This is a genomic window from Prevotella merdae (assembly GCF_900290275.1).
Taxonomy (GTDB): Bacteria; Bacteroidota; Bacteroidia; order Bacteroidales; family Bacteroidaceae; genus Prevotella; species Prevotella merdae.
This window is the reverse complement of record NZ_LT985324.1, coordinates 631,836-657,622: the sequence shown is the minus strand read 5'-3', so window position 1 is coordinate 657,622 and position 25,787 is coordinate 631,836. Positions and strand designations below refer to the sequence as shown.

The window sequence follows — 25,787 nt, the reverse complement described above, 5'->3', positions numbered from 1 at the left end:
CAAATAAGTTACATTTTATTAGTTTACCACATGTTTAACCAATGCCATGTTTATCTTACACCTTATTTATATATAAGCAACGCCCATATAGCATTAATACCACACATTCCTTTGCCATTTACGTAAAATGTTGTAATTTTGCCATAAATTACAAAACAACAACTTTAAAATGGCAGAATATTTAAGCACAACAAAGAAAAAAATCACAGCACCCCTGTATTTTGAGATGAAGCAAAATGGCGAGAAGATAAGCTGGCTCACAGCTTACGACTACACAACAGCTTCTATCATTGATGCAGGAGGGGTTGACACAATACTTGTTGGCGACTCGGCCTCTAATGTTGCCGATGGAAATATGACAACGCTACCTATAACAGTAGACCAGATGATATATCATGCACGTTCGGTAGCTCGTGCTGTGAACCACGCACTCGTTGTATGCGACATGCCTTTCGGCAGCTATCAAGTATCAGCAGAAGAAGGATTGCGCAACGCTATACGTATAATGAAAGAAGCTGGTGTGGATGCCGTGAAGATTGAAGGCGGTGCCGAGATTGCACCAATGGTTAAGCGAATGGTGGATGCAGGCATTCCTGTTAGCGGACATCTTGGACTTACACCACAAAGTGTACACAAGTTTGGTGGATATGGCCTGCGTGCCAAGGGCGATGCCGAGGCAGAAAAGCTTATTGCAGACGCCAAGGCACTTGACGAGGCTGGATGTTTCTGTATTGTATTAGAGAAGATTCCTGCAGACCTTGCCAAGAAAGTTACTGAGGCTGTAAGCTGTGCCACTATAGGTATCGGTGCCGGACCTCATTGCGACGGACAGGTACTTGTATATGCCGACATGCTTGGCATGAACCGTGGCTTTAAGCCTAAGTTCTTGCGCCAATACGCCGACTTATACGAAATAATAACAAACGCCGTAGGTCGCTACGTTAATGACGTTAAAACCGCGGACTTCCCCAACGAAACAGAATCGTATTAATGGATAAACAATACACTCCAACATATCACCGTATGTGGAACCGCGACTTCTCATTGCTGATAGCCGCGGAACTACTGTTGTGCATCGCTTGCTACATGACCATCCCATTCCTACCCTACCGATTGTTTAAAAACAATTATGTAGACGCAAGTTTGGCAAGCCTTACTATGGTGCTGTTCGTAACCGGCATCTTTGTATCAGGATTCTTTGGAAGCTGGCTTATACAGCGCTATCGACGCAATAAAGTATTTGGTATTTCGGCGTTATGCCTTGCAGCAACTATCTTGGCTTTGTCGGTATTCGACAACCCGCAAAACAAATATGCCGTCGAAAACCATATTATGGCCCTATTGGGTGTATGCACATTTGGAGGTATGGTGTTTGGACAGTCCAAGAGAGTGCTGTCGTGCACATTATTAATAGACAAGACGGAGTCGTGTCATCGTACTGAGGCCAATTATGCCGCTATATGGATTGCCAGACTCACAATTGTAGCAGGACCAATTATTGCTATACAGTTGCGCAACGAGGTGCAAAACACCATGTTCTATGGCATAGGAGCAGCAATGGCTATAGTTGCAGCCGCCCTAGTGATGATGGTAAACTTTCCGTTCAGAGCGCCTGAGGAAGGAACCAAACTGATATCAACCGACCGTTTCTTATTGCCACAAGGATGGAATGTGTCTATAGTAATAGCATGTATGAGTGCGGCACTTGGCCTGACTATGGTTACACATACAAGTACCGAATTCTTCACATCGCTTGCAGTAGGATTTGCTATCGCAATACTTACATTGCGATTCCCTGCCGTAAGAATGGGACGATTCACGTCTATGGTAGGCAATGTTTGCATACTGACAGCTGTATTGGCAATGACACTACACAATGGTATGCTCGACGACACACTGAAACCTATGGTGCTTGGTCTTGGCTTCGGACTTACCGCATCCGAACAGTTGTACAAATTGTTGGACAGAAGCAACCACTGCCAACGCAGTACAGCCGAAAGCACATATTTTATGGCAAGCGATGGTGGTTTGTTCTTGGGCATTGCTGCAGGTTGTCTCGTTGGTACCTATGCCGCCGAACAAGCAGCAACGGGCGAACATGGAGCCATTCTGCTATTTGCAATAGCATCGATAATGTGCTCGATTAACTCGTTGATGAAGAAGAAACATACCGAGTTTCACGCATAAACAAAAATACATAAAACCATAAATGTAAAGGAGACTAATATTATGATTATTGATTTCAGAAACATCGAAAGAAAAGAAGTCGACGGATTCAAAGGTGGTAATGGTCCTTTCTTGACCAAACTTGCAGACGACGGCAAAGTGAAAATCATGCACAACATATTGCCAGCTGGCAGTAGCATTGGTCTTCATACGCATACGGGAAATTGCGAGGTAATGTATATCCTTAAGGGAACCATCACCTTTACCTATGACGGAAAGACAGAGACGGCATCGGCAGGCGACGTGCACTACTGCCCAAGCGGACATGCACATTGCGCTGAAAACAAGACATCTGAAGACGCAGAATTCTTTGCTATTGTGCCCGAGACAGGAACTATCTAAAATATGGCAAAATCGAATGAAATAGACATGCTTCATGGGCCTCTGCTTATGAAGATACTTGTCTTCTCATTGCCTCTTGCTGCAAGCAGTGTGCTACAACAGCTCTTCAACTCTATTGATGTTGCTGTTGTAGGACATTTTGCAAGCAGTCAGGCTCTTGCAGCCGTTGGCAGCAATGGCCCTGTTATCAGCTTGCTCATCAACCTATTCCTTGGTGTGTCGATGGGCGCTAATGTTATCATATCCAACCATATAGGCCAAAACGATGAAGAAGGCATACAGAAAGCTGTTTCAACTGCATTCACCACAGCCATCGTAAGTGGATTGATACTTATGTGCTTGGGCGTGGCTGCTGCCAAACCCATACTTACGATTATGGGCACACCTGATGATGTACTGACATTGGCTGCCACATATTTGCGAATATACTTCTTAGGAATACCTTTCTTTCTGATATTCAACTTTGGCGCAGCAATACTAAGAAGTATGGGCGACACAAAACGCCCACTATACATACTCGTTATTGCCGGTATCGTGAATACTGTGCTCAATCTGTTCTTTGTCATCGTACTAAAGATGAGTGTTGCAGGTGTTGCTGTGGCTACTGGTATTGCCAATCTTGTTAGCGCATTGCTTATCATTAGATTGCTTTGCAAGGAGAAAGCCCCCTTCCGCCTACACCTTAATAAAATAGGTGTAGTATGGAGCGAACTTAAGCGTATGCTTATGATAGGTATTCCGGCCGGATTGCAAGGCATGGTATTCTCTTTCTCTAACGTTCTGCTGCAAACAGCAATTAACGGATATGGATCTGATGCCATAGCAGGATCGGCTGCCGCTCTCAACTTTGAATACTACTGCTATTTCGTGATAGCGGCCTTTAATGGAGCAGCAATATCATTTATAGGCCAGAACTATGGCGCAGGAAACAAGGAAAGAGTAAAACGCATCTATTGGATATGCCTTACACTTAGCGTTGTATGCTGCGGAGCACTTAACGAACTATTCGTATGGCAACACTCGTTCTTCCTGTCGTTTTTCTCTAACGACCCAAATGTTCAGGCATATGGAGCTACCCGTATGGATATTGTACTTGCTTGGCAGTTCATTGCAAGCAGTTATGAGATATCTGCCTCATCACTTAGAGGTATGGGCAAATCGATGCTGCCAACTATTCTTACCGTCTTCGGCACATGCCTATTGCGTATCGTTTGGGTATATGCTGTTTGTCCGGTATGGCACACTTTCGACGTCATAATGCTTGTATACCCAGTTTCGTGGTGCCTAACGGGCATAATGGTATGCACAGCATACTACATTACAGCAAGAAAGAAATTGCGAACAACCCCAATGGCCACTTGCCAATAAAAGAAAAAAAATAGCATTGTCATAAATTTGACGGTGCTATTTTTGTTTTGTATTAGATTTTACGCTATCTTTGCACTAAACGTAATACGAACCTAATAACAAAAACATTATGACACACAAATCATTAGCACATTTAGCAACAGCTTTATTGTTCGCACTTATGTGGACATCATGCGAGAAAGCCGTTTTCAGCGACGAGGAAGAACGAAGTAACAACAAACCCAACAAAGACGAAATAACCGTTACGTTTGGAGCAAGCGAACTTGACAACGCTTTCGTCAACGATCAGTTGGCACCGCAACAAAGCCGCGCAACAACTCCTATTCAAAACTTGTGCAATCGTATAAACCTTGCAATATACAATGGCGACGACGGTACAAGAATAAAGTCGATTAATCAGGAAAAGGGAGATGCTTCGTTCGGACAGATTAAGACCACTCTTGCCAAAGGCCACTATTACATTGCTGTATTGGCACATAACGGCGAAGGCAATGCCACTATGACTACACCTTCAAAAATAACGTTCAAAGACAATAAGGTTACCGACACATTTTATTATTATGGTGACATAGATGTGGGAGAAAACATTACATTCAACCTTACAATGAAACGAGCCGTTGCCATGGTGCGACTCGTAATGAAAGACAAAACACCAGCTAACATACACAATATTAAGTTCTATTACACTGGCGGAAGCTCTACATTTGACGCGACAACAGGATACGGATGCGTAAACTCTAAACAAACAGAAATGCGCTCGGTAGCCAACTCTGCATACACTGGCGAGTCGACATACGATATATATACATTTCCGCATGCCGATGGCAAAAAGCTGAAAATAGAAATATCCGCATTGGAAAATGCCAGTTCAACATCATCCACATACGAACGAACCATAGACAATGTGAGCGTAAAACGCAATTATATAACACGTTATTCGGGTTGCTTCTACGAAGATGAGTCGGCAACGGGACGTGGTTTTACGATGTCAACAGACGACGAATGGCATTACGAAGACTACGAGTACTGACTTAACAAGGTGAAAATTAACTAGTTCGGCAAACCAATATTAGCTTTATAAGCAAAAAAATGCACAATAAATTTTCATATAACACGAAAAACTTGTATCTTTGCACGTCCTTAGAGGAAAGAAAGATAAAAACAAGATAACAATAACATACATTCAAATGACTAAAGCAGATATCATTAACAAAATTGCTGAGAGCACTGGTTTGCAAAAGAAGGACGTATCGGTCGTAGTAGAAAGCTTTATGGAGAACATAAAAGACAGCTTGTTGTCAAACAAGGAGAATGTGTACCTGCGTGGATTTGGAAGTTTCATCGTAAAGCATCGCGCTGCCAAAACAGCAAGAAACATATTGAAGAAGACAACGATGAAGATTGGCGCTCACGACCAGCCAAGTTTCAAGCCAGCTAAGTGCTTTATCGAGGAGATGAAAAATGCGACAATGGAATAAGACAATAAACATATTATAAATTAACATATTAACAATAAAAATTTTAAAGTTATGCCAAACGGAAAGAAAAAAAAGGGACACAAGATGGCTACTCACAAGCGTAAAAAGAGATTACGTAAGAACAGACATAAGAGCAAGTAAGAAAGCCTGCCCATAAGGGTCAGTTCCGAAATATGGGGGCGCGTCAAACACAATGCAAACGCAATGAGCTTTGGCGCGCCCCTATGCTTTACTCGTATGTAAGCAACGTAATTCAAAGTATCGGATACAGATGGAAAAGCAGTAATGCCGGAAAGCTGATTACTGATACTAACTTATTAATCTAAATTAGAACAGAAAGAGAAATGACGAGCGAAGTTATAATCGACGTTCAACAGAAAGAAATTTCCATAGCATTGCTTGAGGACAAGCGACTTGTGGAATATCAGACAGAGCCAAGATCTGCCTCATTCTCTGTTGGCAACATCTATGTAGCAAAAGTAAAAAAACTAATGCCCGGACTGAATGCCAGTTTCGTGGATGTTGGTTATGAGCGCGATGCTTTTCTCCACTATCTTGATTTAGGCAACCAATTCAATTCTTACGAAAAATACCTAAGACAGGTACAAAGCGACAAAAAAAAGCTCTATCCTTTTGCTAAGGCAACACGCCAACCCGACTTGAAGAAAGACGGAAGTGTACAGAACACGCTGACTGTTGGACAAGAGGTATTGGTGCAGATTGTTAAAGAACCAATATCAACAAAAGGACCACGACTCACTGGCGAATTAAGTTTTGCAGGACGATATCTCGTACTTATGCCTTTTGGCGACAAGGTTTCTGTATCGTCTAAAATTAAAAGCGGTGAAGAACGAGCACGCTTAAAACAACTCATCAACAGTATTAAACCCAAGAATTGCGGTGTAATTGTTCGTACTGTTGCTGAGGGCAAAAGAGTCGCTGAACTGGACGCTGAATTAAAAATTCTGACGAAGCGTTGGGAAGACGCACTTATTAAAGTGCAAAAGACCCAGAAACGCCCGCAACTAATCTTCGAAGAAACAGGACGTGCCGTAGCTCTATTGAGAGATTTGTTCAACCCCACCTACGAAAACATCTACGTCAACGATGAAGATGTGTTCCACGAAGTGAAGCACTATGTTGAACTCATTGCCCCAGAGAAGGCCAACATCGTGAAACTTTACACAGGAACAGTTCCTATCTTCGATAACTTTAATGTAACAAAACAAATTAAGTCCAGTTTCGGCAAAACAGTCAACTACAAACACGGTGCTTATCTCATTATCGAACACACCGAAGCTTTGCATGTAGTTGACGTAAACAGCGGCAACCGTTCACACTCTGACAATGGACAAGAGGCTAATGCTCTTGACGTTAACCTTGGAGCAGCCGATGAGTTGGCACGCCAGTTGCGACTTCGCGATATGGGAGGTATTATCGTTGTCGACTTTATAGACATGAACCTCGCCGAAGACAGACAGCTTCTATACGAACGCATGTGCAAAAACATGCAGAAGGATAGAGCACGCCACAATATCTTGCCATTAAGCAAATTTGGCTTGATGCAGATAACACGACAAAGAGTGCGCCCCGCCATGGACGTGAATGTGGAAGAAATATGCCCCACATGCTTCGGTAAAGGAAAAATAAAATCGAGCATCATTTTTACAGACCAACTCGAAAGTAAGATTGACCGACTTGTCAACAAGATTGGAGTCAAGACATTCTACCTACATGTACACCCGTATGTAGCTGCCTACATCAATAAGGGAGTGTTCTCCCTTAAACGTAAATGGCAACTCAAATATGGACTTGGAGTACATATCATACCTTCAGAGAAACTCGCTTTCTTGCAGTATGAATTCTACGACAACAAACGCCAGTTCATAGACATGAAGGAAGAAATAGAAACAAAGTAAAAAATGAAAGTAAACAAAACGACAGAAGCAACTAATTTGCTTCTGTCGTTTTGTTATATCAATTTGTTAATATTAACTAAACACACACAAAAACAAACATGCCAACATACATTATTCAAAATATTATGAGTAACTTTGCAGCCGCTATTACGAGTTAGTAGCATAATTCAAACCACAATATTAAATTAAAATTTAAAAATGGCAACAAAAATCAGACTTCAGCGCGGCGGACGTAAAGGCTACGCTTTCTATCGTATCGTTATCGCTGACTCAAGAGCACCACGTGATGGTAAGTTTACTGAGAAGATTGGTACTTACAACCCTAACACCAATCCTGCTACTGTAGATTTGGATTTTGACCGTGCACTCTACTGGGTAGAGGCAGGTGCACAGCCCACAGCAACAACACACAACATCCTCAAGGGCGAGGGCGTTTACTTGATGAAGCACCTTCGTGGTGGCGTTAAGAAGGGCGCATTCGACGAGGCTACAGCACAGAACAAGTTTGACGCTTGGAAGGCTGACAAGCAGAAGGGACTTGATAGCGTACGCGAGAGCGAGGCTAAGGCTAAGGCAGAGGCTGTTGCTAAGGAACTTGAGGCTGAGAAGAAGACAAATGAGGAGATTGCTAAGAAGGTAGCTGAGAAGAAGGCTGCTGAGGCTGCCGCTAAGGCAGAGGCAGAGGCTGCTGCTAACGCAGAGGCTACTGAAGAGGCTCCAGCTGAGGCTTAATCCACATTGTCAAAAGCTATGACTATCGTTTTTTAGTCAAAACAATATGAATCCCAAGGACATAACCGTTCTTGGGATTTATTATTTTCTCATTACCCACATTTATAAACATCAAAACAACAGCTGTAGAATGTCAACAACCAACAAAACCAACAACTCTATTGCCTACCGTGCAATAGCACTCGACCTTGACGGAACATTGACAAACCACGACAAAGAGGTTACACCCATAACACGACAAGCCTTGATGAAGGCACAAAAGGATGGTGCACACATCATATTAGCTTCTGGTCGACCTACATACGGCATTGCACCAATTGCCGACCATCTGGAAATTAACAAGTATGACGGTTATGTTCTATCATACAATGGAGGCAAGATTGTAAAATGGCAAACAAAAGAAGAGATCTATTCCAACCATCTTCCAAACGACGTTATACCTATCTTATATAATTACGCCAAGGAAAAAGGCCATGCACTTCTTGGATATTCGGGCAAAGAAATAATAACAGAGATGCCCGATGACAAATACGTAAAAGAGGAGTCGCGCATCAACAAGATGCAGATAAGAAAGATAAACAATCTTATGGAAAGTCTCGAGCCAAATCCTACCAAGCTGCTTATGACTGGCGACCCGTCGCTTATGATAAAGGCAGAAGAGGAGTTAAGCGAGCTTGTAGGCAATCGTATGGACGTGTTCCGCTCTGCCCCATTCTTCATCGAACTTGTACCCAGAGGCATTGACAAGGCACAATCACTAAACAGACTATTGGGATTGATTGGCCTTACACCTAACGATATGATTGCTTTTGGCGATGGATATAACGACCTTTCCATGCTAAAGCTTGCCGGAATTGGCGTGGCCATGGCTAATGCTGTACCTGAAGTAAGAGCCGAGGCCGACTTCATTACCAAGTCGAACGAAGAAGACGGCGTAGCATTTGCCATCCAAAAGTTCTGCTACAATACAGACATTTAATGTTACATTATATATATAATAGATGTTTATATGAAGGTTGACATAAAAACATACAAAGAAATACACAGACCGGTTTACATCCTTGAGGAGGAGCGACTCAGAAGAAACCTCGAATTGATAAGCGATGTTGCCAAAAGAGCTAACATAGAAATAATACTTGCATTCAAGGCTTACGCCCTTTGGAAGACATTCCCTATATTCAGAGAATACATCAAGTCGACAACAGCAAGCTCACTTGCTGAGGCCCGTCTTGCCTTAGACAAGTTTGGCAGCAAGGCTCATACATTCTCGCCGGCATATACCGACTACGAGATAGACGAGATAGCTGAATGTTCAAGCCATTTAACATTCAACTCAATATCTCAATATGATCGACTGCACATCAGAGCACAAAAAGCCAACAATGATATAAGCTTTGGCATACGCATCAATCCTGAATACTCTGAGATTGAGACCGACATATACAATCCATGTGCACCTGGCACACGCTTCGGCGTAAGTGCCGACAAGATGCCAGATACCCTACCCCAATTTATTGAGGGATTTCATTGCCATTGCCATTGCGAGAATGGATCGGACGTATTTGTACGCACACTTAAACACATAGAAGATAAGTTTGCAAAATGGTTTACACAAATAAAGTGGATAAACTTCGGCGGCGGACATCTAATGACACGCAAAGACTATGACATAGAGTTGCTCGTAAATACTCTCAACAACTTCCATAAACGATATCCATGGCTAAAAGTTATTATGGAACCAGGCAGCGCCTTCGGTTGGCAAACAGGACCACTAGTTGCTCAAGTTATAGACATAGTAGAAGACAAAGGCATTAAAACTGCCATTCTAAACACAAGCTTCTCATGTCATATGCCCGACTGCCTTGAAATGCCATACCATCCCACTGTACGTGGAGCCGAAACAATAGAGGAAGATATCGACTACTCTAAGCCATACACATATCGTTTAGGAGCCAACAGCTGTCTTTCTGGCGACTTTATGTCGGCTTGGCGATTTGACCACGAACTGCAAATAGGCGAAAATATCATATTCGAGGACATGAATCATTACACCACAGTGAAGACAACCATGTTCAATGGCATCACTCATCCATCCATTGCAATGGTACATAAAGGCACAAATGAGCTTAAAATACTTAAAGAATATACCGTAAACGACTATTTTAATCGTATGGATTAAAAAAATGCACTTTTTCTTGAATTTTTCTCACAAAAGTTTTGGCGGTTCAAGAAAAAGTGCTACCTTTGCACTCGCTTTAAAGAACTAAGCAAAACATCAACAAAAGATGATGCGGCAATAGCTCAGTTGGTAGAGCACAACCTTGCCAAGGTTGGGGTCGCGAGTTCAAGTCTCGTTTGCCGCTCAATGTTCTGAATAAGTTGAACGAAAGCAACTCTTTCAATTGCCCAGGTGGCGGAATTGGTAGACGCGCACGTTTCAGGTGCGTGTGTTTAACGACGTGCAGGTTCGAGTCCTGTTCTGGGCACAGATTATTCAGATCGCAAATACATAATATGTCGGAGAGGTGGCGGAATTGGTAGACGCGCTACTTTGAGGGGGTAGTGACAATTGTGTCGTGGGAGTTCGAGTCTCCTCCTCTTCACATATTAAATGTATAAAACAATGCGGCAATAGCTCAGTTGGTAGAGCACAACCTTGCCAAGGTTGGGGTCGCGAGTTCAAGTCTCGTTTGCCGCTCATCCATTATTTATGGATTAATTTAAGCCTTCTTTATATGGCTTAATTTTAATAGTCTTTGTTGGAGAGGTGGCGGAATTGGTAGACGCGCTACTTTGAGGGGGTAGTGACAATTGTGTCGTGGGAGTTCGAGTCTCCTCCTCTTCACCAAAGTAAATAATGCGGCAATAGCTCAGTTGGTAGAGCACAACCTTGCCAAGGTTGGGGTCGCGAGTTCAAGTCTCGTTTGCCGCTCTTTTTCTAATATCGATTTTTATATAAAATAAAAATCTTTTGATGAACCATAACAAGATTAATCAATGAATTTATATCTTAGATATTTTGACAAAGAGACATTAGTATATAACGTAGAAGATGCGTTAGATTTTTTGCGCTCTATACCCGAGATTGGTATGAATGCAAATCTTGAGGCTGATGTTCGTGAATACGCTGAAAGCGAAGTGTTTTACCCTAAAAGATATAAAATTCGTCCCCGAGTTTACTTCATTATAATCAAGACCACAGCTGCCACTATGCTTGACTTCAAGCAGAAGAAGGCCTTGCACCCTGCTCCACAGAATTCTGTCGCAGCAGAGAAGCATGATATGGTGGTTACAGCTACAACGAAGCTTAATGAAGAACGTCCTGGATGGTACGAGGGAACATTAGACTTCAAACGAGTAATGCTCATCCCTGCTACCGGTAAGCACGAATACAGAGATACACATTTTGTTGTAAGATGTAAGGCAAATTCGGGACAAGACTGCTACAATCGTATTGTAGAACACTTGCGCGATCGTGTCGACAGCCGTTCACAATTTCCATCTGCTAAGGGTAAAAACTTCCACTACAAGTATTTAGGTATGTGGAAATAACACATATTATATATATTAGGGTGTCTGCCAAGTTGCATGGCACCCTTATTTGCTTTGTATAGCTACCATATATAATATAAATTCATGTATTATAAAATCAAGAACTAAAATACTACTATTATGAATAAGGTGATGTTGATAGGAAACGTTGGCAAAGAACCTGACGTAAAGTATTATGATGCCGATCAAGCTGTGGCTCAATTTCCATTGGCAACCACTGAGCGTGGCTATGTTCTTCAAAACGGAACAAGAGTGCCCGACCGTACCGATTGGCACAATATAGTAATGTGGCGAGAATTGGCCAAGGTTGCAGAGAAATATGTGCATAAAGGCGACAAACTATATATCGAAGGACGCATTCGTTATAGATACTATGACGACAAGAATGGACAACGACGCTTTGTAACAGAAATCTATGCCGACAACATGGAGATGCTTACTAGCAAGCAACAACCTACCACTACAAACACTCAAAATATATAACATTGGAAACATACCTATCTTTTATACTCGACTCTTTAAACGACGTTCACTTTGTAGCACCTACCATCGGAGTGATTCTAACCATTCTGCTCACCATGCTGCTTATGGGCGCATCGGCATTTGCAAGTGGTTCTGAGATAGCTTTCTTCAGCCTATCACCTGCAGACATTGCAGAAATAAGCCAGGAGAAGACAACATGCGACAAGAACATTCAGAAACTGCGCGAAGATAGCGAACGTACACTGGCAACAATACTTATCACCAACAACTTTATTAATGTGACCATCATTATGTTGTGCAACAACATATTTGGTCATATAGTTCATTTTGGCGCAAAAGCCTATTGGTTGCAATTCTTGTCTCTCACCGTACTTCTCACATTCTTATTGCTCCTTTTTGGCGAAATAATGCCTAAAGTATACAGTCGACAGAATCCTTTAGGTTTCTGTAGAAAAAGTGTCAACGGAATATGTTTTTGCCGTAAGATATTCTGGCCTATAGAAAGCATATTGTTGCGTAGCGGTATTCTTGCCGAAAAGGTGGTACAGAAGGAAAATCATGTGCTTAGTGTCGATGATCTTGAACAGGCTCTTAACCTGACCGACAAGAACGACATAAAGGACGAGCAGAATATGCTTAAAGGTATTATACGCTTTGGCGACGAAACAGCCAAGGAGGTTATGACTAGCCGACAGGATATTGTTGGTCTTGACATCAACTCTACCTTTGCTGAAGTGCTCGAATGTATTGTCGAGAACAACTATAGCCGCATCCCAGTATACCAAGAGAATGGCGACAACATTCGTGGCATTCTATATATTAAGGATCTATTGCCGCATCTGTCCAAGCCTTCAACCTTTAGATGGCAAAGCCTGATGCGCCCTCCATATTTTGTTCCTGAAACTAAAAAAATTGACGCTCTTATGCGCGAGTTCCAAGAGAACAAGATACACATAGCTATTGTTGTCGACGAGTTTGGTGGCACAAGCGGACTTGTTACGCTTGAGGATATCCTTGAGGAGATTGTTGGCGAGATAAACGACGAATACGACGAAGAGAACAAATTCTATACAAAGCTCAACTACAATACGTATATATTTGAAGGCAAAACTCTTCTGTCTGACTTCTGCAAGATCCTTAACATCGATGATGAAGAGTTTGTTGACGTTGAGGGAGATGCAGATACTCTTGCCGGACTATTGCTGGAGATTAAGGGCGACTTCCCAAGCATACACGAGAAGATTGAATACAAAAACTATTCGTTTGAGATTGCTGAGATAGAAGGACGTCGCATTAGCCGCATCAAGGTTATCGTACATGAGGTGAAGCATATGCCAAACAGTAAGGACGACAACAACAAGCACTAAATAATGTCTACCATATATATTAAGGACATCGACCAGCATACGCAGTTGGGACTTTACAGCATTGATGCTGACCTTCGAATAGAGCAAGCTTGTCCTACTGCAATATGTAAGGATTTGCAAAAAAAGAGCACAACAAGACAGCAAGAGACAGCTGCCGTGTATATGCTTTTAAGGGAGATGATAGGCAGACACGATTTTGTTATCGAGCACGAGTCTTCTGGCAAACCATTCATCTCTATATGTGGCAAGCCATCTAACTATAAAATAAGTATAAGTCATACCAAAGGCTATGTAAGCGTTATTGTCTCTACCACACAGCAAGTGTCGGTAGACATTGAATACCATAGCGACCGTGTACAACGTATAGCTTCACGTTTCTTACGCAAAGACGAAATGGAGGACATAAACAAACTAACACCCTCCTCCACTCTACTGCTTTTATATTGGTGTGCAAAGGAAACATTATACAAACTATTTTCGAATACATCACTTACATTCCAAAACATGAAAGCGAGCTATATAGGAAATATAAAAGATAAAGGTGAATTTGCTTGTAAGAATCTTCTGAATGAAGAAGTTATACGCATCAACTACATATTAGACAATAACCTCGTGCTTACTTATTGCAAAAAGTACTAACATAAAAAGCAACAATAGTCATTAGCTATTGTTGCTTTTTTTTATTATCCGATACATTGTTTACTTAACCCAACAAACATAATACCCAATTCCATCACTCATACTGATAATAATACCAATACGTATTGCCATACGTATCACGCAAAGCTGTTTTGCGTTGTGCACTAAGAATGGTGTTCTCAAGCTTCTGAAAATCTTGAAAATCAGCATTCAATACATCATTCTTATAAATAATGTATGGTGTGGAGTGCAGATGGGTATACAGTAGCAGCGCCTCTTCATAATGCTTCGGCAGCGAAACCGAGTCATTTACAGCATAGTGCTTTGTTATTTCCCTCACAAACAAGTCGAGCTTTTTATCCAGCAGGTATCCACATAGCATATAATCGGCCGTCACTTTGTTCATTCTCTTATGCCTTTTTTGGTAATTAAGGTAATGCATTGTCTGCATACGTTGTCTGTAACAATTACCAAGATAAGCATAGAATGACGTATCAGGCAACAATTCGAACCTTGTTGTTGTGCCATTAGGCATCATTGCCTTGGAGCCACCTTTCAATTGATACTCAAACAGACTCTCTGGAAGTTGTTTATTGCGCGATAATGCATAAACCGTAAGCATCGTTAGATTCTCGTCAGGTTCGTCACAATGCTTGATAGCATCTAATGCTCCTTCAAAATCGCCATTCAATATACATTGCTCGGCATGTATACGCACATGATACACCCTATCGTTATTACCACATAGGCATGCCAAAGCCATCAGCGAGAACAATACTGCAAGATTAGCCCATAAACGGCGCACTATCTTAAAGTCCAAGGAATTGAATGCTGCCGTCATGCCTGTAGAATGAGCCAACCACACAAGCAGTAGATATACCACTAACGCAATGGGACACAGATAAACACCTGCACCAAACTCAAGCTTGCTCTCGTTCAGCACCGGGTGTACATCTGTAAGCATTATAAGACATAGTACAGATGGCACGAACGTAAAAGCCCATGCCATCTTTACCTTTTTAAGCAAGTTTGCCGTAGCCACCTGTACAAACAGCAACACCAATGTTATCAGTATCGCACCTATAAAGTGGTTGTAGTGTGTTTGTCCTTGCGACAATACATGTTGCGTCACTGTAAGCAAATCAGCCTGAAAGTAATACAGGTAGAAGAATGCGAACAATGAAAACACAAACGTGCACGCAACACGCACCAATGTATCCTGATTATTTAATGCAAATCCTTTGCTCATTAGTTTTTCTTTAATACTACTGCCGAGCGTGCAGGAATGTAGAGTTTCAACCATTCCTTATGTTCGTTGACATACGCTGGGTCATAATTTGTTAGATGCGTCATCGTATCATCAGCAAGTCCATTGCCACCGAACATCTTTGCGTCTGTATTTAGGACAACATCATACGAGCCTGTTGGCACGAGGAAACCATAGTCGGTAAACGAGCGTGTCGGGCTGAAGTTGAAGATAAAGACAAGGTCGCCACGCATATATGCCAATATCTGGTCGCCATCGTTATGCCATATCTCCTGCACAGGTTTGTTCTGTATGCTACGTTCAAGCTTCAACACTTTCAACATCTCACGGTCAAAGTCGCCAAGGAAGTGATAGTCGAGGTCTGGATTATCTACCAGATTCCACTGACGTCGTGCATACTTATGGCTCCATCCATTGCCCTCGCGTGGGAAGTCAATCCATTCGGGATGTCCAAACTCATTGCCCATAAAGTTGAGGTAACCGCCATTTATTGTTGAAGCCGTTACAAGGCGAATCATCTTGTGCAATGCTATGCCACGGTATACACGGTCGTTCTCGTCGCCACGACGGAAGTGCCAGTACATATCCGAGTCGATAAGACGGAAGATAATAGTCTTGTCGCCTACAAGTGCCTGGTCATGACTCTCGCAATAGCTTATTGTACGCTCGTCCGAACGACGGTTTGTTACTTCCCAGAAGATAGAACTTGGCTTCCAACCCTCGTCTGGCAATTCCTTGATTGTCTTAATCCAATAGTCTGGAATGTTCATTGCCATACGATAATCGAATCCATAACCACCGTCAGTAAACTTTGCAGCCAATCCTGGCATACCGCTCACCTCCTCGGCAATGGTTATAGCCTGTGGATTAACCTCATGTATAAGGAGGTTGGCAAGTGTAAGATAGCAGATAGCATTGTCGTCCTGATGACCGTTAAAGTAGTCGCCATAATTACAGAACGCCTCACCAAGTCCATGGCTATAATAAAGCATTGATGTTACACCGTCGAAACGGAAACCATCAAAATGGAACTCTTCAAGCCAATACTTACAGTTAGACAAGAGGAAGTGAATTACCTGGTCCTTGCCATAGTCGAAGCAGAGCGAATCCCAAGCCGGATGCTCATGACGATCGCCTGGATAGAAGTACTGGTTCGGATCGCCTGCAAGGTTGCCCAATCCCTCTACCTCATTCTTTACAGCATGCGAGTGGACAATATCCATAATAACAGCTATGCCGTCCTTATGTGCCTGGTCGATAAGTGCCTTAAGCTCCTCAGGTGTACCAAAACGCGAAGACGCTGCAAAGAACGAGCTAACATGATAGCCAAAAGATCCATAATAAGGATGCTCCTGAATAGCCATTATCTGTATACAGTTGTAGCCATCCTTCTTGATACGAGGCAACACATTCTCGCGGAACTCATTGTATGTGCCCACCTTCTCTGCATCCTGTGCCATACCGATATGGCATTCGTATATAAGTAGCGGCGACTTATTAGGCTTAAAGCTCTTCTTCTTCCATGCATATGGTTCTGGATTCCACACCTGTGCCGAGAATATCTTTGTTACATCATCCTGCACCACACGTGTTGCCCAAGCCGGTATACGCTCACCATCACCACCTTCCCAATAAACATGCATCTTATACAAGTCGCCATGCTTAATGGCCTTTTCTGACAGTTTCAACTCCCAGTTGTCGGTTCCGGCAATACGCTTAGCCTTATATCTATCGGTTTCTTTCCATCCGTTAAAGTCACCTATAAGGTATATCTCAGTTGCATTAGGAGCCCACTCGCGGAACACCCATCCGCGTGTAGTCTTATGCAAACCATAATATTTATATCCATTTGCAAAATCAGTTAGTTTGTTTTTTCCATTGTTAGTTAGAGCGTTCAGCTTCCACAAAGCATGGTCGTGACGACCCTTTATTGCCTCTTCATAAGGCTCAAGATAGCCATCATTCTTAACCAAACCTATATGCTTTACAGTAGGTTTCTTTGCAACAGTCTGACTTTTATTCGTTTTTGTAGCCATAATTGATATTTTAATTGTTGTTTGAGATTTTTCGGTTATATATGCAGCCATTGTGTATGCCACAATCAGCCATTAGTTTTTATCTTCGAAGCATCTACCGTGCTCGTAATGTCCACGTTTCACAATCTGTCCATTACGGTCCTTCTCTACGAACGAGCCATCACGTAGTCCGTCCACATACGATCCCTCGAAGCGTTTACCGTCCTTCGATTCTTCTATTGCGGCTCCATTTCGCTTGCCATTCTTGTATATGCCCTTAAACTTGGAGCCATCAGCAAAGTGGATAATAACATTGCCATTTACCTTTCCGTTTCTGAAGTCGCCTTCAAACACATCACCACTTTTCTTAACAAGCTTGCCACGTCCATGCTGTAGGTCGTTCTTCCACTCACCTATATACATGTCGCCATTTTTCCACACGAAAGTACCCTGACCATCCTTGTTGCCTTCGCTAAAGTGGCCAGTATACTTGTCGCCATTCTTATATTTGAAGATACCTTCGCCAGTGCGTTCGCCTTGAACATAGGCACCTTCGTATACATCACCGTTTTGAAATTTGTACACACCCTTCCCGTTCTGTATATCGTTGAGCCAATCGCCTGTATACACATCTCCATCGGCATACTTGTTTGTACCCTTACCCGAACGTTGGTTGTTAAGCCACATACCATCGTATGTTGTACCATCGCCCCAAGCAAAGAATCCCTTACCCGACTTCTGGTCATCCTTCCAATTACCATCATAGAAAGCACCACCAGCAAACGTATACTTACCCTTGCCTTGTCGTTTGTCTTGTTGCCAATAGCCATCGTACTTATCACCATTATAGTAGTACATCACACCATGTCCCTGCTGATAGTCACGATACCACATTCCAACATACTTGTTATTGTTCAGAAACCAGTAAGTACCATATCCATGCTGCTGGTCTTGGAACCATTCTCCATCGTATTTCTCTCCGTCCGAGAATGTATACACACCTTGTCCTTGGCGTTTGCCCTTAACATATTCGCCTTCAAAAATGTCACCATTCTTAAATATGGTAGTACCTTTGCCGCTTGGCTTGCCCGATTGCATCTGTCCTTTATATTGTCCTCCGTCATGCGTTGTGCACGAACCAAGAGTTATTTTCTGGGCACTTACATGAGCCGACACTATAAACAGGAGTAATGCTGATAATATATGATTTTTCACGTTTTCTTGTTATTATGAAGTAATTACCTCCAAAATTATCAAATTAAAACGAGATAGCAAAATGAATTTAGGATTTTTATATAAAAAGACAAAAAAAGGAGGTAATACCATTGGTACTACCTCCTATATAAAAATAAGATTGACTTATTTTACCTTCTCAACGATGGCCTTGAAAGCCTCAGGGTTGTTAACAGCGAGGTCAGCAAGGACCTTGCGGTTAATCTCGATACCTGCCTTGTGAAGAGCACCCATAAGTGTAGAGTAGCTCATGTTCTCAAGACGAGCAGCAGCGTTGATACGCTGGATCCACAATGCGCGGAAATTGCGCTTCTTATTGCGGCGGTCACGGTATGCATATGTGAGACCCTTTTCCCAGGTGTTCTTTGCTACGGTCCAAACATTCTTGCGTGCACCATAGTAACCCTTGGTGAGTTTCAGGATTCTTGTTCTCTTTGCTTTAGAAGCAACATGATTGACTGATCTTGGCATAGTTTTCTTTTTCCTTTAAATGTTTGACTAATAAAATTAACGGAGGCAGAGCAAGTCGCGAACCTGCTTCAAGTTTGAACGGTCTACGATAGTCTCACCAAGGAGATTTCTCTTCTGCTTCTTTGTCTTCTTAGTCAGAATGTGACTGTGGAAAGCGTGATGACGCTTGATCTTACCTGTTCCGGTAAAGCGGAATCTCTTCTTTGCACCGGAGTTAGTCTTAACTTTTGGCATTTTTTTTAATTTTAAATTATTATTATTATATGTGGCAACGCATATACCAGGGCGTTACGCACACTTTATCATGTTGTCTTATTCTTCTCCCTTAAGAGCCTTAAGCGCCTCAGGGCTTACCTTTGCATTAGCAAGAAGTCCGCCGTTTGCTGGCACAGCATCTGCAGCATCTACGTTCTGCTTCGGAGCACGTGCCTCTGCCTCACGCTTCTCACGGTCTACCTTCTGCTGACTCTTCTTTACTACACCGGCCTTTTTAGGAGCCAAGTAAAGGAACATCTTCTTGCCATCGAGCTTCGGGAGCTGTTCTACCTTTGCATACTCCTCAAGGTCGTTGGCAAAACGAAGCAATAGAACCTCGCCCTGCTCCTTAAAGAGAATAGAGCGACCACGGAAGAATACATAAGCGCGAACCTTATTGCCCTCGTTCAAGAACTCCTGGGCATGTTTCAACTTAAAGTTGTAGTCGTGCTCATCAGTCTGAGGTCCAAAACGAATCTCCTTCACTTCAACCTTAGCCTGCTTTGCCTTCATCTCCTTGGCATGCTTCTTCTGCTGATAGAGGAATTTGCTATAGTCTATGAGACGACAAACAGGTGGTTGGGCATTGGGGGATATTTCTACAAGGTCAACACCTTGCTCTCTCGCCATGTCCAAAGCATGACGTGTAGGCATAACAGTTGATTCACCGTCACTCACTATACGTACTTCCCTAACGCGAATCTGCTCGTTCACGCGGTACTGGTTTTTCATTTTGTCATTCTTCATTAAACTATTTTTGTGATAAAGCTATATTTTTTAAAGCGTTAGCTGCTTTTATAAGCGGGTGCAAAGGTAGTCATTTTAACTTGGTTGACAAAATATTTATCCTCTTTTTTGCTCCCTACCCCATGATTTTCTTCATATTAACGTGCTTTTCTGCATGTTTTTAAGTAATTTTGCACTCATAAAACACGTTACACATGGATCAACTTTATTTCACCGGCTTAATAATAGCCGTTAGCACATTTCTTATTATAGGATTGTTCCATCCTATCGTCATCAAGGTAGAATACTATTTTGGTACACGTCTTTGGTGGATATTCCTTATATCAGGCCTGTTGCTCATCTTAGGCGCAATGTTTGTGGCCAACGTTATAGCATCTGCCCTATTGGGGGTATGTGGCGCATCATGCCTGTGGAGCATTGGCGAGATATTCGAGCAGAAACAAAGAGTAAAAAAGGGATGGTTCCCTATGAACCCTAAGCGAAAGAAAGATTATGAAGACTGAACTTATACTGATAGGCAAGACCAATGACAAGCTATACGTCAACGGCATAAACGACTATACAGAGCGCATTACACACTATATGCCATTTGGCATAACCACCATTCCAGCCATTAAGAACACCAAGAGTCTGTCGGAAGAACAGCAGAAGCAAATGGAGGGTGAACAGATACTAAAACTCATTCAAGCATCCGACACAGTGGTATTACTTGACGAGAAAGGTGCCGAACGCACCAGTTTGCAAATGGCTACATGGCTTGAGAAGCGCCAACAGACTGCACGACGTCTGATATTTATCATCGGAGGTCCTTATGGTTTCTCCGAAGCTGTATACAAGCGTGCCAATGAACTCATCTCACTATCCAAGATGACATTCTCGCACCAAATGGTAAGACTTATCTTCACCGAACAGCTATATCGTGCTTGCACCATTATAAAAGGTGAAAGCTACCATCACGAATAGCACACACTTGCCACGACAAACCACAAAGAGTCAGGATTTATGCCCGATACCGAATCAGCAAGAATACCAACATGCTGAAGCGAAGCGCATCAATCCTGACTCTTGTCTTTTTATCACAAACCTGGCTATCAACCAAGAATCAGCGGAATTATAGATGGAGTAAGCAGCGAAGTGAATATACCGTTAAGCGTAAGTCCAAGGCTGGCATAAGCTCCGTGCACCTGACTACGGTCCATAGATGTTGCCGTACCTAAGGCATGAGCTGCCGTTCCCATTGACAAACCCTGAGCTACGGGCGTCTTTACACGTGCAAAGCCCATTGTGCGATAACCGCATACGGCACAAAGCAATCCAACACCTACCACTACAGCTGCTGTAAGCGACGGTATACCACCAACTGCCTTTGTTACTTCCATTGCAATAGGTGTAGTTACCGACTTTGACGCCAACGACAATACAACCTCCCTTGAGGCACCAAGTTCCTTGGCTATCCAAACCACCGAAACAATACCAACCACACAACCTGCCAACTCTGAAAGTACAATTGGTGTAAGCTGCTTCTTGATAGTGGACAACTGCATATAGAGAGGCACACCAAGAGCCACTACTGCAGGACGTAACCAAAACTCAATCATATGGCCACCCTGATTGTATGTCTCGTAGCTTATGCCTGTAATTTTCAAGAATGCAATGATGCACGCTATCGATATCAATATCGGATTCATCACTACCCAACCGGTAAGACGGCGCAACAACTTGCCCAAGAAATAAGTGCCAAACGTCAAGGCTATCAGAAAAAAATCGTTAGAGAAATATTCCATATTATCTACTTGCTTTACATTATTAATAATAATACATTATATATAAGACATTAGGCTTTATCGTCATGCTTCAACATATCATGAGCCTTGTCCTTAGCCTTGCCATAACATTGGTGCACCCAACCCGTAACGGCAAGCACAAGTACAGTAGACACAACCGAAGCAACAACAATAGGCACAAGCTGAGCCTTGATAATGTCGAAGTAAAGCATAACAGCCACTCCTGGCGGAACAAAGAAGAAACCTATATTACCAACCAAGAAGTCGGAAATGCTGCGCACCCACTCCAGGCGTATAACCTTGAGCTTAAGCAAGAGTGTCAACAAGAGCATACCCAGAATGCTCGAAGGCAGCGGAATATGAGTGAGATAAATTACCAGCTCACCCAGCGCTAGACACCCGAAAATGATAGCCAACTGACGAATCATCATAATCCCAGAAACAATTTTTAAATACCTTTATTAATAATACTATACGGAGAGTTATCCAACTGCAAAGGTAGACATTTTTTAGATAAACAGCCCAAAAACAAGCAAATATAATTCAAGAATACAAATATTTTATTGCTATACATCAATTCTTTAGTAAAAAACGTTAAATAAAACAAGTAAATACATTCACACCATTGCCAGTATAAAATAAAAGTAGTACCTTTGCACCCGCAATTTTGCAAAGTATTTTTAATTTTTCACAAACAATGAATCGATACGAAACCGTTTTCATTTTGACTCCCGTTTTGTCTGATGAACAGATGAAGGAAGCGGTCGCAAAGTTCAAGAAGCTCCTCACCGACAATGGTGCTGAGATCGTGAACGAGGAGACCTGGGGACTCAAGAAGATGGCTTATGCTATTCAGAAGAAGTCAACAGGATTCTATTGCCTGCTCGAGTTCAAGGCTGAGCCTACAATCGTTAAAACTCTCGAAACTGGCTATCGCCGCGACGAGAAAGTTATTCGTCACATGACAGTTAAGCTCGACAAGTATGCTGCACAGTATGCTGAGAAGAGACGTAACAAATTTGCAAACAAGGAGGCTTAAATTATGGCAGCAGTAGAATCAGAAATTCGCTATTTGACTCCACCTTCAGTGGACACACGCAAGAAGAAGTATTGCCGTTTCAAGAAGAGCGGTATCAAGTACATCGACTATAAGGATCCTGAGTTCCTCAAGAAGTTCTTGAACGAGCAGGGTAAGATCCTTCCACGTCGTATCACAGGTACATCTTTGAAGTATCAGCGTCGCGTAGCACAGGCTGTTAAGCGTGCTCGCCAGATTGCTTTGCTTCCTTACGTAACCGATTTGATGAAATAATTATTAAGGAGGAATAGCAATGGAAATCATACTTAAAGAAGATATTATCGGACTGGGTTACAAGAACGACATCGTTAATGTAAAGAGTGGTTACGGCCGTAACTACCTCATTCCCCAGGGCAAAGGTGTAATCGCATCTGAATCAGCAAAGAAGGTTCTCGCTGAGAACTTGAAGCAGCAGGCTCACAAGCTCGCAGCTATCAAGGCTGCAGCTGAGAAGAAGGCTGAGGAACTCAATGGTGTAGAGCTCGTTATCACAGCTAAGGTTAGCGCTACTGGTGCTACTTACGGCTCGGTTAACGCTGCTACCGTTGCTGCTGAGCTTGGTAAGAAGGGCATCGAGGTTGATCGCAAGATCATCACAATGCGCGATATCAAGCACGTAGGCGACTTTGAGGCTACAATCCACTTCCACAAGGAGGTTGAGGTTAAGGTTCCTGTTAAGGTAGTAGCTGAGGATGCTAAGGTAGAGGCTCCTGCAACAGAGGCTACCGAGGCTCCTGCAACTGAGGCACCTGCAGCAGAGTAATCTATATTACAACTGTATATAATAAAGAGGAGGACATCTTGTTCTCCTCTTTTTTTTGTTTTATACCGACATTCCAACAACATACACCCTACCCCCTACACTCTCTCCTATTCTATTGTCCAATTCTATTGTCCAAGAACAACCGTTATATATTTTATAAATACATGGCTCAAGTTTATGTTCGGTGTCACCGAATGTACGTTCCGTGACACCGAATGGCCGTTCCGTGTCACCGAATGGCCGTTCCGTGTGTGGTTTAACGATTTTAGTTGACCACTCTAAGTATTATTGATAATACAAGTTGACTCAGTTATTACTTATTTATAATTCACGTTGACTTATTTAATTTTAGTCATACTTATAGTTGACTACTTATGCCTATAGTCACAAATAAAATTACCCTTCATATCTCCGCAAAGAAACATGTTGGGGGATAATNTTGACTCAGTTATTACTTATTTATAATTCACGTTGACTTATTTAATTTTAGTCATACTTATAGTTGACTACTTATGCCTATAGTCACAAATAAAATTACCCTTCATATCTCCGCAAAGAAACATGTTGGGGGATAATCCTGAGCGTAGCTTCCTTGGTAAGTTTGGGTTGGGCTCGATGCCCAACTCAAACTTTTTACGTTGGTGGCTTAAACCATCACGTAGTTCCTTGGTGGTGCAAAGATACAAAAAGATTCTAAGCAACCTTAGCTTTTATCGCTTTTTCTCTGTAACTTATCCATCTTTTATCAATCTCGCCTCTTTTCTTTGCAGCCTCACGAGGGGTCAAGCCGTCAAGACTCAAATGTGGACGTTCTTCGTTATAGAAGCGGATGGCAGCCTTTACTGCCACCAAGACCTCTGATATAGAAGTAAACGACATGCCTTTCAAAAGCTCGTTCTTGATAGTATTGTTGACTCTTTCTGCAACGGCATTGTCCTTGGGATTGCCTGTTTCCGTCATGCTGATTTGTATGTTGTATTGCTTGAGCAAACCAGTATATTGGTAACTTGCATACTGAACCCCACGGTCAGAATGATGAATCAGTTGGCTAAGGTCATTTCCTTTGTAGTAATCCAAAGCCATCTTAAGGGCTTCTATGGCATGAATAGACTCTAGCGTTGGAGCGACACTATACCCGACTATCTCCTTTGTATAATAGTCCGTAATGAGGGCAAGATAACAGAACTTGTACTCACCGCTCTCGGGGTCGAGATAATATGGTATATACGTTATGTCACTGACAATCAGTTGGCATGGACGGCTGGGAAGCAAATCCTTAACAATATTAGGATACAATGGAAGGTCATGGGCGGAGTCTGTTGTCTTCACCCTACGTTTTACCTTTCGTACCTTAAGGTTGTATTTCTCGACAATGTCATAAAAGCGGTTGTAGCCAACACTTCTGGATACGCCAAATTGCCTTTGGTACATGAACCAAAGCTTATTGCCGCCAATACCTGGGTCTTTCTTGCGAACGCCTTTGATGAACTCTACAACGAACGCCTCTTGCGCAACCTTTAACATGGAACTGTCACCATGTTTGTAATAGGCTTGCTTGGTTACACCAAGTAACCGACACATCGAGATGACTGGATAGAGTTTGCCATCTCGTGTGTGAAGCCTGTTTGCTACTTGGTGCCAGCTTTTTTTAAGTCAATACCATAGACTTCCTTGCCAAAGGCTACCATTTCTTCATAGAAGTCTGCACGAAGGCGCTCCGATTTTACTTGCTTCTTCAGCTCTGCTATTTCCTGAAGCAGTTGCTTATAGTCCTCAGGAATGATTTCTTTACCTTTTTTACTCATTTTTTCTGCCAATTCTGAGTTTTCGGCTTCAAAAGTACGAATTTTACGGTGAACGCTGCTAGGAGCAATACCAACGTTTTCAGAAATTTCAATCATTGTAAGGTGTTCTAAAGCATAAAGACGATAAATCTCCTTGCTTAATTCAACTTCCTTTAATGTCTCTTCTAATGATTTTTTCATTTCACTTACATTTTAGGGAGTCAACCATATTTACAAAAAGACAATTATTAATATCAAACAGAATTATCTCAAAATAAATCTGA

Annotated in this window: 28 protein-coding genes, 6 tRNA genes and 1 pseudogene; 25 read left to right on the top strand and 10 right to left on the bottom strand. The window is 42.3% G+C overall.

The features are described from left to right. Positions 1 to 169: 169 nt before the first annotated feature. The 20 genes from panB (at position 170) to C9991_RS09200 (ending at position 14,106) form a co-directional block, all read left to right on the top strand. Positions 170 to 991 (top strand): 3-methyl-2-oxobutanoate hydroxymethyltransferase, encoded by an 822-nt coding sequence (gene panB / locus C9991_RS09295; RefSeq protein WP_106812266.1) that lies wholly within the window; start codon positions 170 to 172, stop codon positions 989 to 991. Further along, positions 991 to 2,187, top strand: a complete 1,197-nt coding sequence (locus tag C9991_RS09290; RefSeq protein ID WP_106812265.1) for an MFS transporter — start codon at positions 991 to 993, stop codon at positions 2,185 to 2,187. The genes panB and C9991_RS09290 overlap by 1 nt, the downstream gene beginning before the upstream one ends. Positions 2,188 to 2,229: 42 nt before the next feature. After that, a complete protein-coding gene (locus C9991_RS09285; protein WP_106812264.1) occupies positions 2,230 to 2,568 on the top strand; it encodes a cupin domain-containing protein in 339 nt (112 codons plus the stop codon). Positions 2,569 to 2,571: 3 nt separating this feature from the next. Next, positions 2,572 to 3,936, top strand: coding sequence for an MATE family efflux transporter (locus C9991_RS09280; protein ID WP_106812263.1), 1,365 nt, complete (start codon positions 2,572 to 2,574; stop codon positions 3,934 to 3,936). Positions 3,937 to 4,045: 109 nt separating this feature from the next. Beyond that, positions 4,046 to 4,966 (top strand): FimB/Mfa2 family fimbrial subunit, encoded by a 921-nt coding sequence (locus tag C9991_RS09275; protein ID WP_106812262.1) that lies wholly within the window; start codon positions 4,046 to 4,048, stop codon positions 4,964 to 4,966. A 157-nt stretch (positions 4,967 to 5,123) separates the two neighbouring features. Next, positions 5,124 to 5,414: an HU family DNA-binding protein gene (locus C9991_RS09270; RefSeq protein ID WP_106812261.1), complete on the top strand. Its 291-nt coding sequence runs from the start codon at positions 5,124 to 5,126 to the stop codon at positions 5,412 to 5,414. 344 nt (positions 5,415 to 5,758) lie between these two features. Beyond that, positions 5,759 to 7,333 carry an Rne/Rng family ribonuclease gene (locus C9991_RS09265; RefSeq protein WP_106812260.1) on the top strand — a complete coding sequence of 525 codons (1,575 nt, stop codon included), beginning with the start codon at positions 5,759 to 5,761 and terminating at the stop codon, positions 7,331 to 7,333. Positions 7,334 to 7,531: 198 nt separating this feature from the next. Continuing rightward, positions 7,532 to 8,065: a 30S ribosomal protein S16 gene (locus C9991_RS09260; RefSeq protein ID WP_106812259.1), complete on the top strand. Its 534-nt coding sequence runs from the start codon at positions 7,532 to 7,534 to the stop codon at positions 8,063 to 8,065. A gap of 160 nt (positions 8,066 to 8,225) precedes the next feature. Next, entirely contained in the window at positions 8,226 to 9,044 is an 819-nt protein-coding gene (locus C9991_RS09255; RefSeq protein ID WP_106812797.1) for a Cof-type HAD-IIB family hydrolase, read from the top strand. A 30-nt stretch (positions 9,045 to 9,074) separates the two neighbouring features. Then, positions 9,075 to 10,244: a carboxynorspermidine decarboxylase gene (gene nspC, locus C9991_RS09250; RefSeq protein WP_106812258.1), complete on the top strand. Its 1,170-nt coding sequence runs from the start codon at positions 9,075 to 9,077 to the stop codon at positions 10,242 to 10,244. Between the two features lie 111 nt (positions 10,245 to 10,355). Further along, positions 10,356 to 10,428 (top strand) — tRNA-Gly (locus tag C9991_RS09245). 41 nt (positions 10,429 to 10,469) lie between these two features. Then, positions 10,470 to 10,551, top strand: a tRNA-Leu gene (locus C9991_RS09240). 33 nt (positions 10,552 to 10,584) lie between these two features. After that, positions 10,585 to 10,668: transfer RNA gene (locus tag C9991_RS09235), tRNA-Leu, on the top strand. Positions 10,669 to 10,690: 22 nt separating this feature from the next. After that, positions 10,691 to 10,763, top strand: a tRNA-Gly gene (locus tag C9991_RS09230). A 63-nt stretch (positions 10,764 to 10,826) separates the two neighbouring features. Then, a tRNA-Leu gene (locus C9991_RS09225) sits at positions 10,827 to 10,913 on the top strand. An 11-nt stretch (positions 10,914 to 10,924) separates the two neighbouring features. Next, positions 10,925 to 10,997: transfer RNA gene (locus C9991_RS09220), tRNA-Gly, on the top strand. 65 nt (positions 10,998 to 11,062) lie between these two features. Continuing rightward, on the top strand, positions 11,063 to 11,617 hold the full coding sequence (locus C9991_RS09215; protein ID WP_106812257.1) for a hypothetical protein: 555 nt from the start codon (positions 11,063 to 11,065) through the stop codon (positions 11,615 to 11,617). A 120-nt stretch (positions 11,618 to 11,737) separates the two neighbouring features. Continuing rightward, positions 11,738 to 12,100 carry a single-stranded DNA-binding protein gene (locus C9991_RS09210; RefSeq protein ID WP_106812256.1) on the top strand — a complete coding sequence of 121 codons (363 nt, stop codon included), beginning with the start codon at positions 11,738 to 11,740 and terminating at the stop codon, positions 12,098 to 12,100. 2 nt (positions 12,101 to 12,102) lie between these two features. Then, entirely contained in the window at positions 12,103 to 13,467 is a 1,365-nt protein-coding gene (gene gldE, locus C9991_RS09205; RefSeq protein WP_444392169.1) for a gliding motility-associated protein GldE, read from the top strand. 3 nt (positions 13,468 to 13,470) lie between these two features. After that, positions 13,471 to 14,106: a 4'-phosphopantetheinyl transferase family protein gene (locus C9991_RS09200; RefSeq protein WP_106812254.1), complete on the top strand. Its 636-nt coding sequence runs from the start codon at positions 13,471 to 13,473 to the stop codon at positions 14,104 to 14,106. A gap of 94 nt (positions 14,107 to 14,200) precedes the next feature. Here the strand turns inward: C9991_RS09200 and C9991_RS09195 are convergent, their stop codons facing one another. The 6 genes from C9991_RS09195 to infC all read right to left on the bottom strand — a co-directional run bounded on the left by C9991_RS09195 (position 14,201) and on the right by infC (position 20,094). After that, positions 14,201 to 15,355 carry a DUF6057 family protein gene (locus tag C9991_RS09195; protein WP_106812253.1) on the bottom strand — a complete coding sequence of 385 codons (1,155 nt, stop codon included), beginning with the start codon at positions 15,353 to 15,355 and terminating at the stop codon, positions 14,201 to 14,203. Further along, complete coding sequence (locus C9991_RS09190) at positions 15,355 to 17,409, bottom strand: alpha amylase C-terminal domain-containing protein (RefSeq protein WP_106812796.1); 2,055 nt, start codon at positions 17,407 to 17,409, stop codon at positions 15,355 to 15,357. Before C9991_RS09190 ends, C9991_RS09195 begins: the two co-directional genes overlap by 1 nt. 72 nt (positions 17,410 to 17,481) lie before the next feature. Further along, positions 17,482 to 18,603: an MORN repeat-containing protein gene (locus tag C9991_RS09185; RefSeq protein ID WP_232823291.1), complete on the bottom strand. Its 1,122-nt coding sequence runs from the start codon at positions 18,601 to 18,603 to the stop codon at positions 17,482 to 17,484. Positions 18,604 to 18,747: 144 nt separating this feature from the next. Continuing rightward, positions 18,748 to 19,092, bottom strand: coding sequence for a 50S ribosomal protein L20 (rplT, locus tag C9991_RS09180; protein WP_004370905.1), 345 nt, complete (start codon positions 19,090 to 19,092; stop codon positions 18,748 to 18,750). Between the two features lie 36 nt (positions 19,093 to 19,128). Beyond that, the gene (gene rpmI, locus C9991_RS09175) at positions 19,129 to 19,326 is read right to left on the bottom strand and encodes a 50S ribosomal protein L35 (RefSeq protein WP_106812251.1); all 198 of its coding nucleotides are present in this window, start codon (positions 19,324 to 19,326) and stop codon (positions 19,129 to 19,131) included. Positions 19,327 to 19,404: 78 nt separating this feature from the next. Continuing rightward, positions 19,405 to 20,094, bottom strand: coding sequence for a translation initiation factor IF-3 (infC, locus tag C9991_RS09170; protein WP_106812250.1), 690 nt, complete (start codon positions 20,092 to 20,094; stop codon positions 19,405 to 19,407). Positions 20,095 to 20,288: 194 nt separating this feature from the next. Here infC and C9991_RS09165 point away from each other — a divergent pair, with 194 nt between their 5' ends. Beyond that, positions 20,289 to 20,597, top strand: a complete 309-nt coding sequence (locus C9991_RS09165) for a DUF4491 family protein (protein WP_106812249.1) — start codon at positions 20,289 to 20,291, stop codon at positions 20,595 to 20,597. Continuing rightward, on the top strand, positions 20,587 to 21,057 hold the full coding sequence (gene rlmH, locus C9991_RS09160; protein ID WP_106812248.1) for a 23S rRNA (pseudouridine(1915)-N(3))-methyltransferase RlmH: 471 nt from the start codon (positions 20,587 to 20,589) through the stop codon (positions 21,055 to 21,057). Before C9991_RS09165 ends, rlmH begins: the two co-directional genes overlap by 11 nt. 128 nt (positions 21,058 to 21,185) lie before the next feature. On the opposite strand, the gene C9991_RS09155 is transcribed toward rlmH, so the two are convergent. Both C9991_RS09155 and C9991_RS09150 read right to left on the bottom strand, forming a co-directional pair. Beyond that, on the bottom strand, positions 21,186 to 21,878 hold the full coding sequence (locus C9991_RS09155) for an LrgB family protein (protein WP_106812247.1): 693 nt from the start codon (positions 21,876 to 21,878) through the stop codon (positions 21,186 to 21,188). Positions 21,879 to 21,928: 50 nt separating this feature from the next. Next, entirely contained in the window at positions 21,929 to 22,306 is a 378-nt protein-coding gene (locus C9991_RS09150) for a CidA/LrgA family protein (RefSeq protein WP_106812246.1), read from the bottom strand. Positions 22,307 to 22,575: 269 nt separating this feature from the next. Between C9991_RS09150 and rpsF the strand changes: the two genes are divergently transcribed. Genes rpsF through rplI form a run of 3 tightly spaced genes read left to right on the top strand, consistent with a single transcriptional unit; the run spans position 22,576 to position 23,719 of the window. Next, positions 22,576 to 22,917 (top strand): 30S ribosomal protein S6, encoded by a 342-nt coding sequence (gene rpsF / locus C9991_RS09145; protein ID WP_106812245.1) that lies wholly within the window; start codon positions 22,576 to 22,578, stop codon positions 22,915 to 22,917. A 3-nt stretch (positions 22,918 to 22,920) separates the two neighbouring features. Next, positions 22,921 to 23,190, top strand: coding sequence for a 30S ribosomal protein S18 (rpsR, locus tag C9991_RS09140; protein WP_007898866.1), 270 nt, complete (start codon positions 22,921 to 22,923; stop codon positions 23,188 to 23,190). Between the two features lie 19 nt (positions 23,191 to 23,209). After that, complete coding sequence (gene rplI / locus C9991_RS09135) at positions 23,210 to 23,719, top strand: 50S ribosomal protein L9 (protein WP_106812244.1); 510 nt, start codon at positions 23,210 to 23,212, stop codon at positions 23,717 to 23,719. 693 nt (positions 23,720 to 24,412) lie between these two features. Here the strand turns inward: rplI and C9991_RS09130 are convergent. Both C9991_RS09130 and C9991_RS09125 read right to left on the bottom strand, forming a co-directional pair. Next, a pseudogene (locus C9991_RS09130) lies at positions 24,413 to 25,309 on the bottom strand (IS3 family transposase); the annotation flags it as partial. A gap of 38 nt (positions 25,310 to 25,347) precedes the next feature. Then, a complete protein-coding gene (locus tag C9991_RS09125; RefSeq protein WP_106810835.1) occupies positions 25,348 to 25,704 on the bottom strand; it encodes a helix-turn-helix domain-containing protein in 357 nt (118 codons plus the stop codon). Positions 25,705 to 25,787: the final 83 nt, after the last annotated feature.

What these genes read in the sequence shown, in the direction of transcription:
- rplI (WP_106812244.1), top strand. Translation starts at nt 23,210, where the DNA reads ATGGAAATCATACTTAAAGAAGATATTATCGGACTGGGTTACAAGAAC.
- C9991_RS09265 (WP_106812260.1), top strand. Translation starts at nt 5,759, where the DNA reads ATGACGAGCGAAGTTATAATCGACGTTCAACAGAAAGAAATTTCCATA.
- rplT (WP_004370905.1), bottom strand. Translation starts at nt 19,092, where the DNA reads ATGCCAAGATCAGTCAATCATGTTGCTTCTAAAGCAAAGAGAACAAGA.
- C9991_RS09125 (WP_106810835.1), bottom strand. Translation starts at nt 25,704, where the DNA reads ATGAAAAAATCATTAGAAGAGACATTAAAGGAAGTTGAATTAAGCAAG.
- C9991_RS09200 (WP_106812254.1), top strand. Translation starts at nt 13,471, where the DNA reads ATGTCTACCATATATATTAAGGACATCGACCAGCATACGCAGTTGGGA.
- rpmI (WP_106812251.1), bottom strand. Translation starts at nt 19,326, where the DNA reads ATGCCAAAAGTTAAGACTAACTCCGGTGCAAAGAAGAGATTCCGCTTT.
- C9991_RS09210 (WP_106812256.1), top strand. Translation starts at nt 11,738, where the DNA reads ATGAATAAGGTGATGTTGATAGGAAACGTTGGCAAAGAACCTGACGTA.
- C9991_RS09275 (WP_106812262.1), top strand. Translation starts at nt 4,046, where the DNA reads ATGACACACAAATCATTAGCACATTTAGCAACAGCTTTATTGTTCGCA.
- panB (WP_106812266.1), top strand. Translation starts at nt 170, where the DNA reads ATGGCAGAATATTTAAGCACAACAAAGAAAAAAATCACAGCACCCCTG.
- C9991_RS09260 (WP_106812259.1), top strand. Translation starts at nt 7,532, where the DNA reads ATGGCAACAAAAATCAGACTTCAGCGCGGCGGACGTAAAGGCTACGCT.
- C9991_RS09285 (WP_106812264.1), top strand. Translation starts at nt 2,230, where the DNA reads ATGATTATTGATTTCAGAAACATCGAAAGAAAAGAAGTCGACGGATTC.
- C9991_RS09195 (WP_106812253.1), bottom strand. Translation starts at nt 15,355, where the DNA reads ATGAGCAAAGGATTTGCATTAAATAATCAGGATACATTGGTGCGTGTT.
- C9991_RS09270 (WP_106812261.1), top strand. Translation starts at nt 5,124, where the DNA reads ATGACTAAAGCAGATATCATTAACAAAATTGCTGAGAGCACTGGTTTG.
- rlmH (WP_106812248.1), top strand. Translation starts at nt 20,587, where the DNA reads ATGAAGACTGAACTTATACTGATAGGCAAGACCAATGACAAGCTATAC.
- C9991_RS09155 (WP_106812247.1), bottom strand. Translation starts at nt 21,878, where the DNA reads ATGGAATATTTCTCTAACGATTTTTTTCTGATAGCCTTGACGTTTGGC.
- C9991_RS09215 (WP_106812257.1), top strand. Translation starts at nt 11,063, where the DNA reads ATGAATTTATATCTTAGATATTTTGACAAAGAGACATTAGTATATAAC.
- nspC (WP_106812258.1), top strand. Translation starts at nt 9,075, where the DNA reads ATGAAGGTTGACATAAAAACATACAAAGAAATACACAGACCGGTTTAC.
- rpsF (WP_106812245.1), top strand. Translation starts at nt 22,576, where the DNA reads ATGAATCGATACGAAACCGTTTTCATTTTGACTCCCGTTTTGTCTGAT.
- infC (WP_106812250.1), bottom strand. Translation starts at nt 20,094, where the DNA reads ATGAAGAATGACAAAATGAAAAACCAGTACCGCGTGAACGAGCAGATT.
- C9991_RS09280 (WP_106812263.1), top strand. Translation starts at nt 2,572, where the DNA reads ATGGCAAAATCGAATGAAATAGACATGCTTCATGGGCCTCTGCTTATG.
- C9991_RS09190 (WP_106812796.1), bottom strand. Translation starts at nt 17,409, where the DNA reads ATGGCTACAAAAACGAATAAAAGTCAGACTGTTGCAAAGAAACCTACT.
- C9991_RS09150 (WP_106812246.1), bottom strand. Translation starts at nt 22,306, where the DNA reads ATGATTCGTCAGTTGGCTATCATTTTCGGGTGTCTAGCGCTGGGTGAG.
- C9991_RS09290 (WP_106812265.1), top strand. Translation starts at nt 991, where the DNA reads ATGGATAAACAATACACTCCAACATATCACCGTATGTGGAACCGCGAC.
- C9991_RS09165 (WP_106812249.1), top strand. Translation starts at nt 20,289, where the DNA reads ATGGATCAACTTTATTTCACCGGCTTAATAATAGCCGTTAGCACATTT.
- rpsR (WP_007898866.1), top strand. Translation starts at nt 22,921, where the DNA reads ATGGCAGCAGTAGAATCAGAAATTCGCTATTTGACTCCACCTTCAGTG.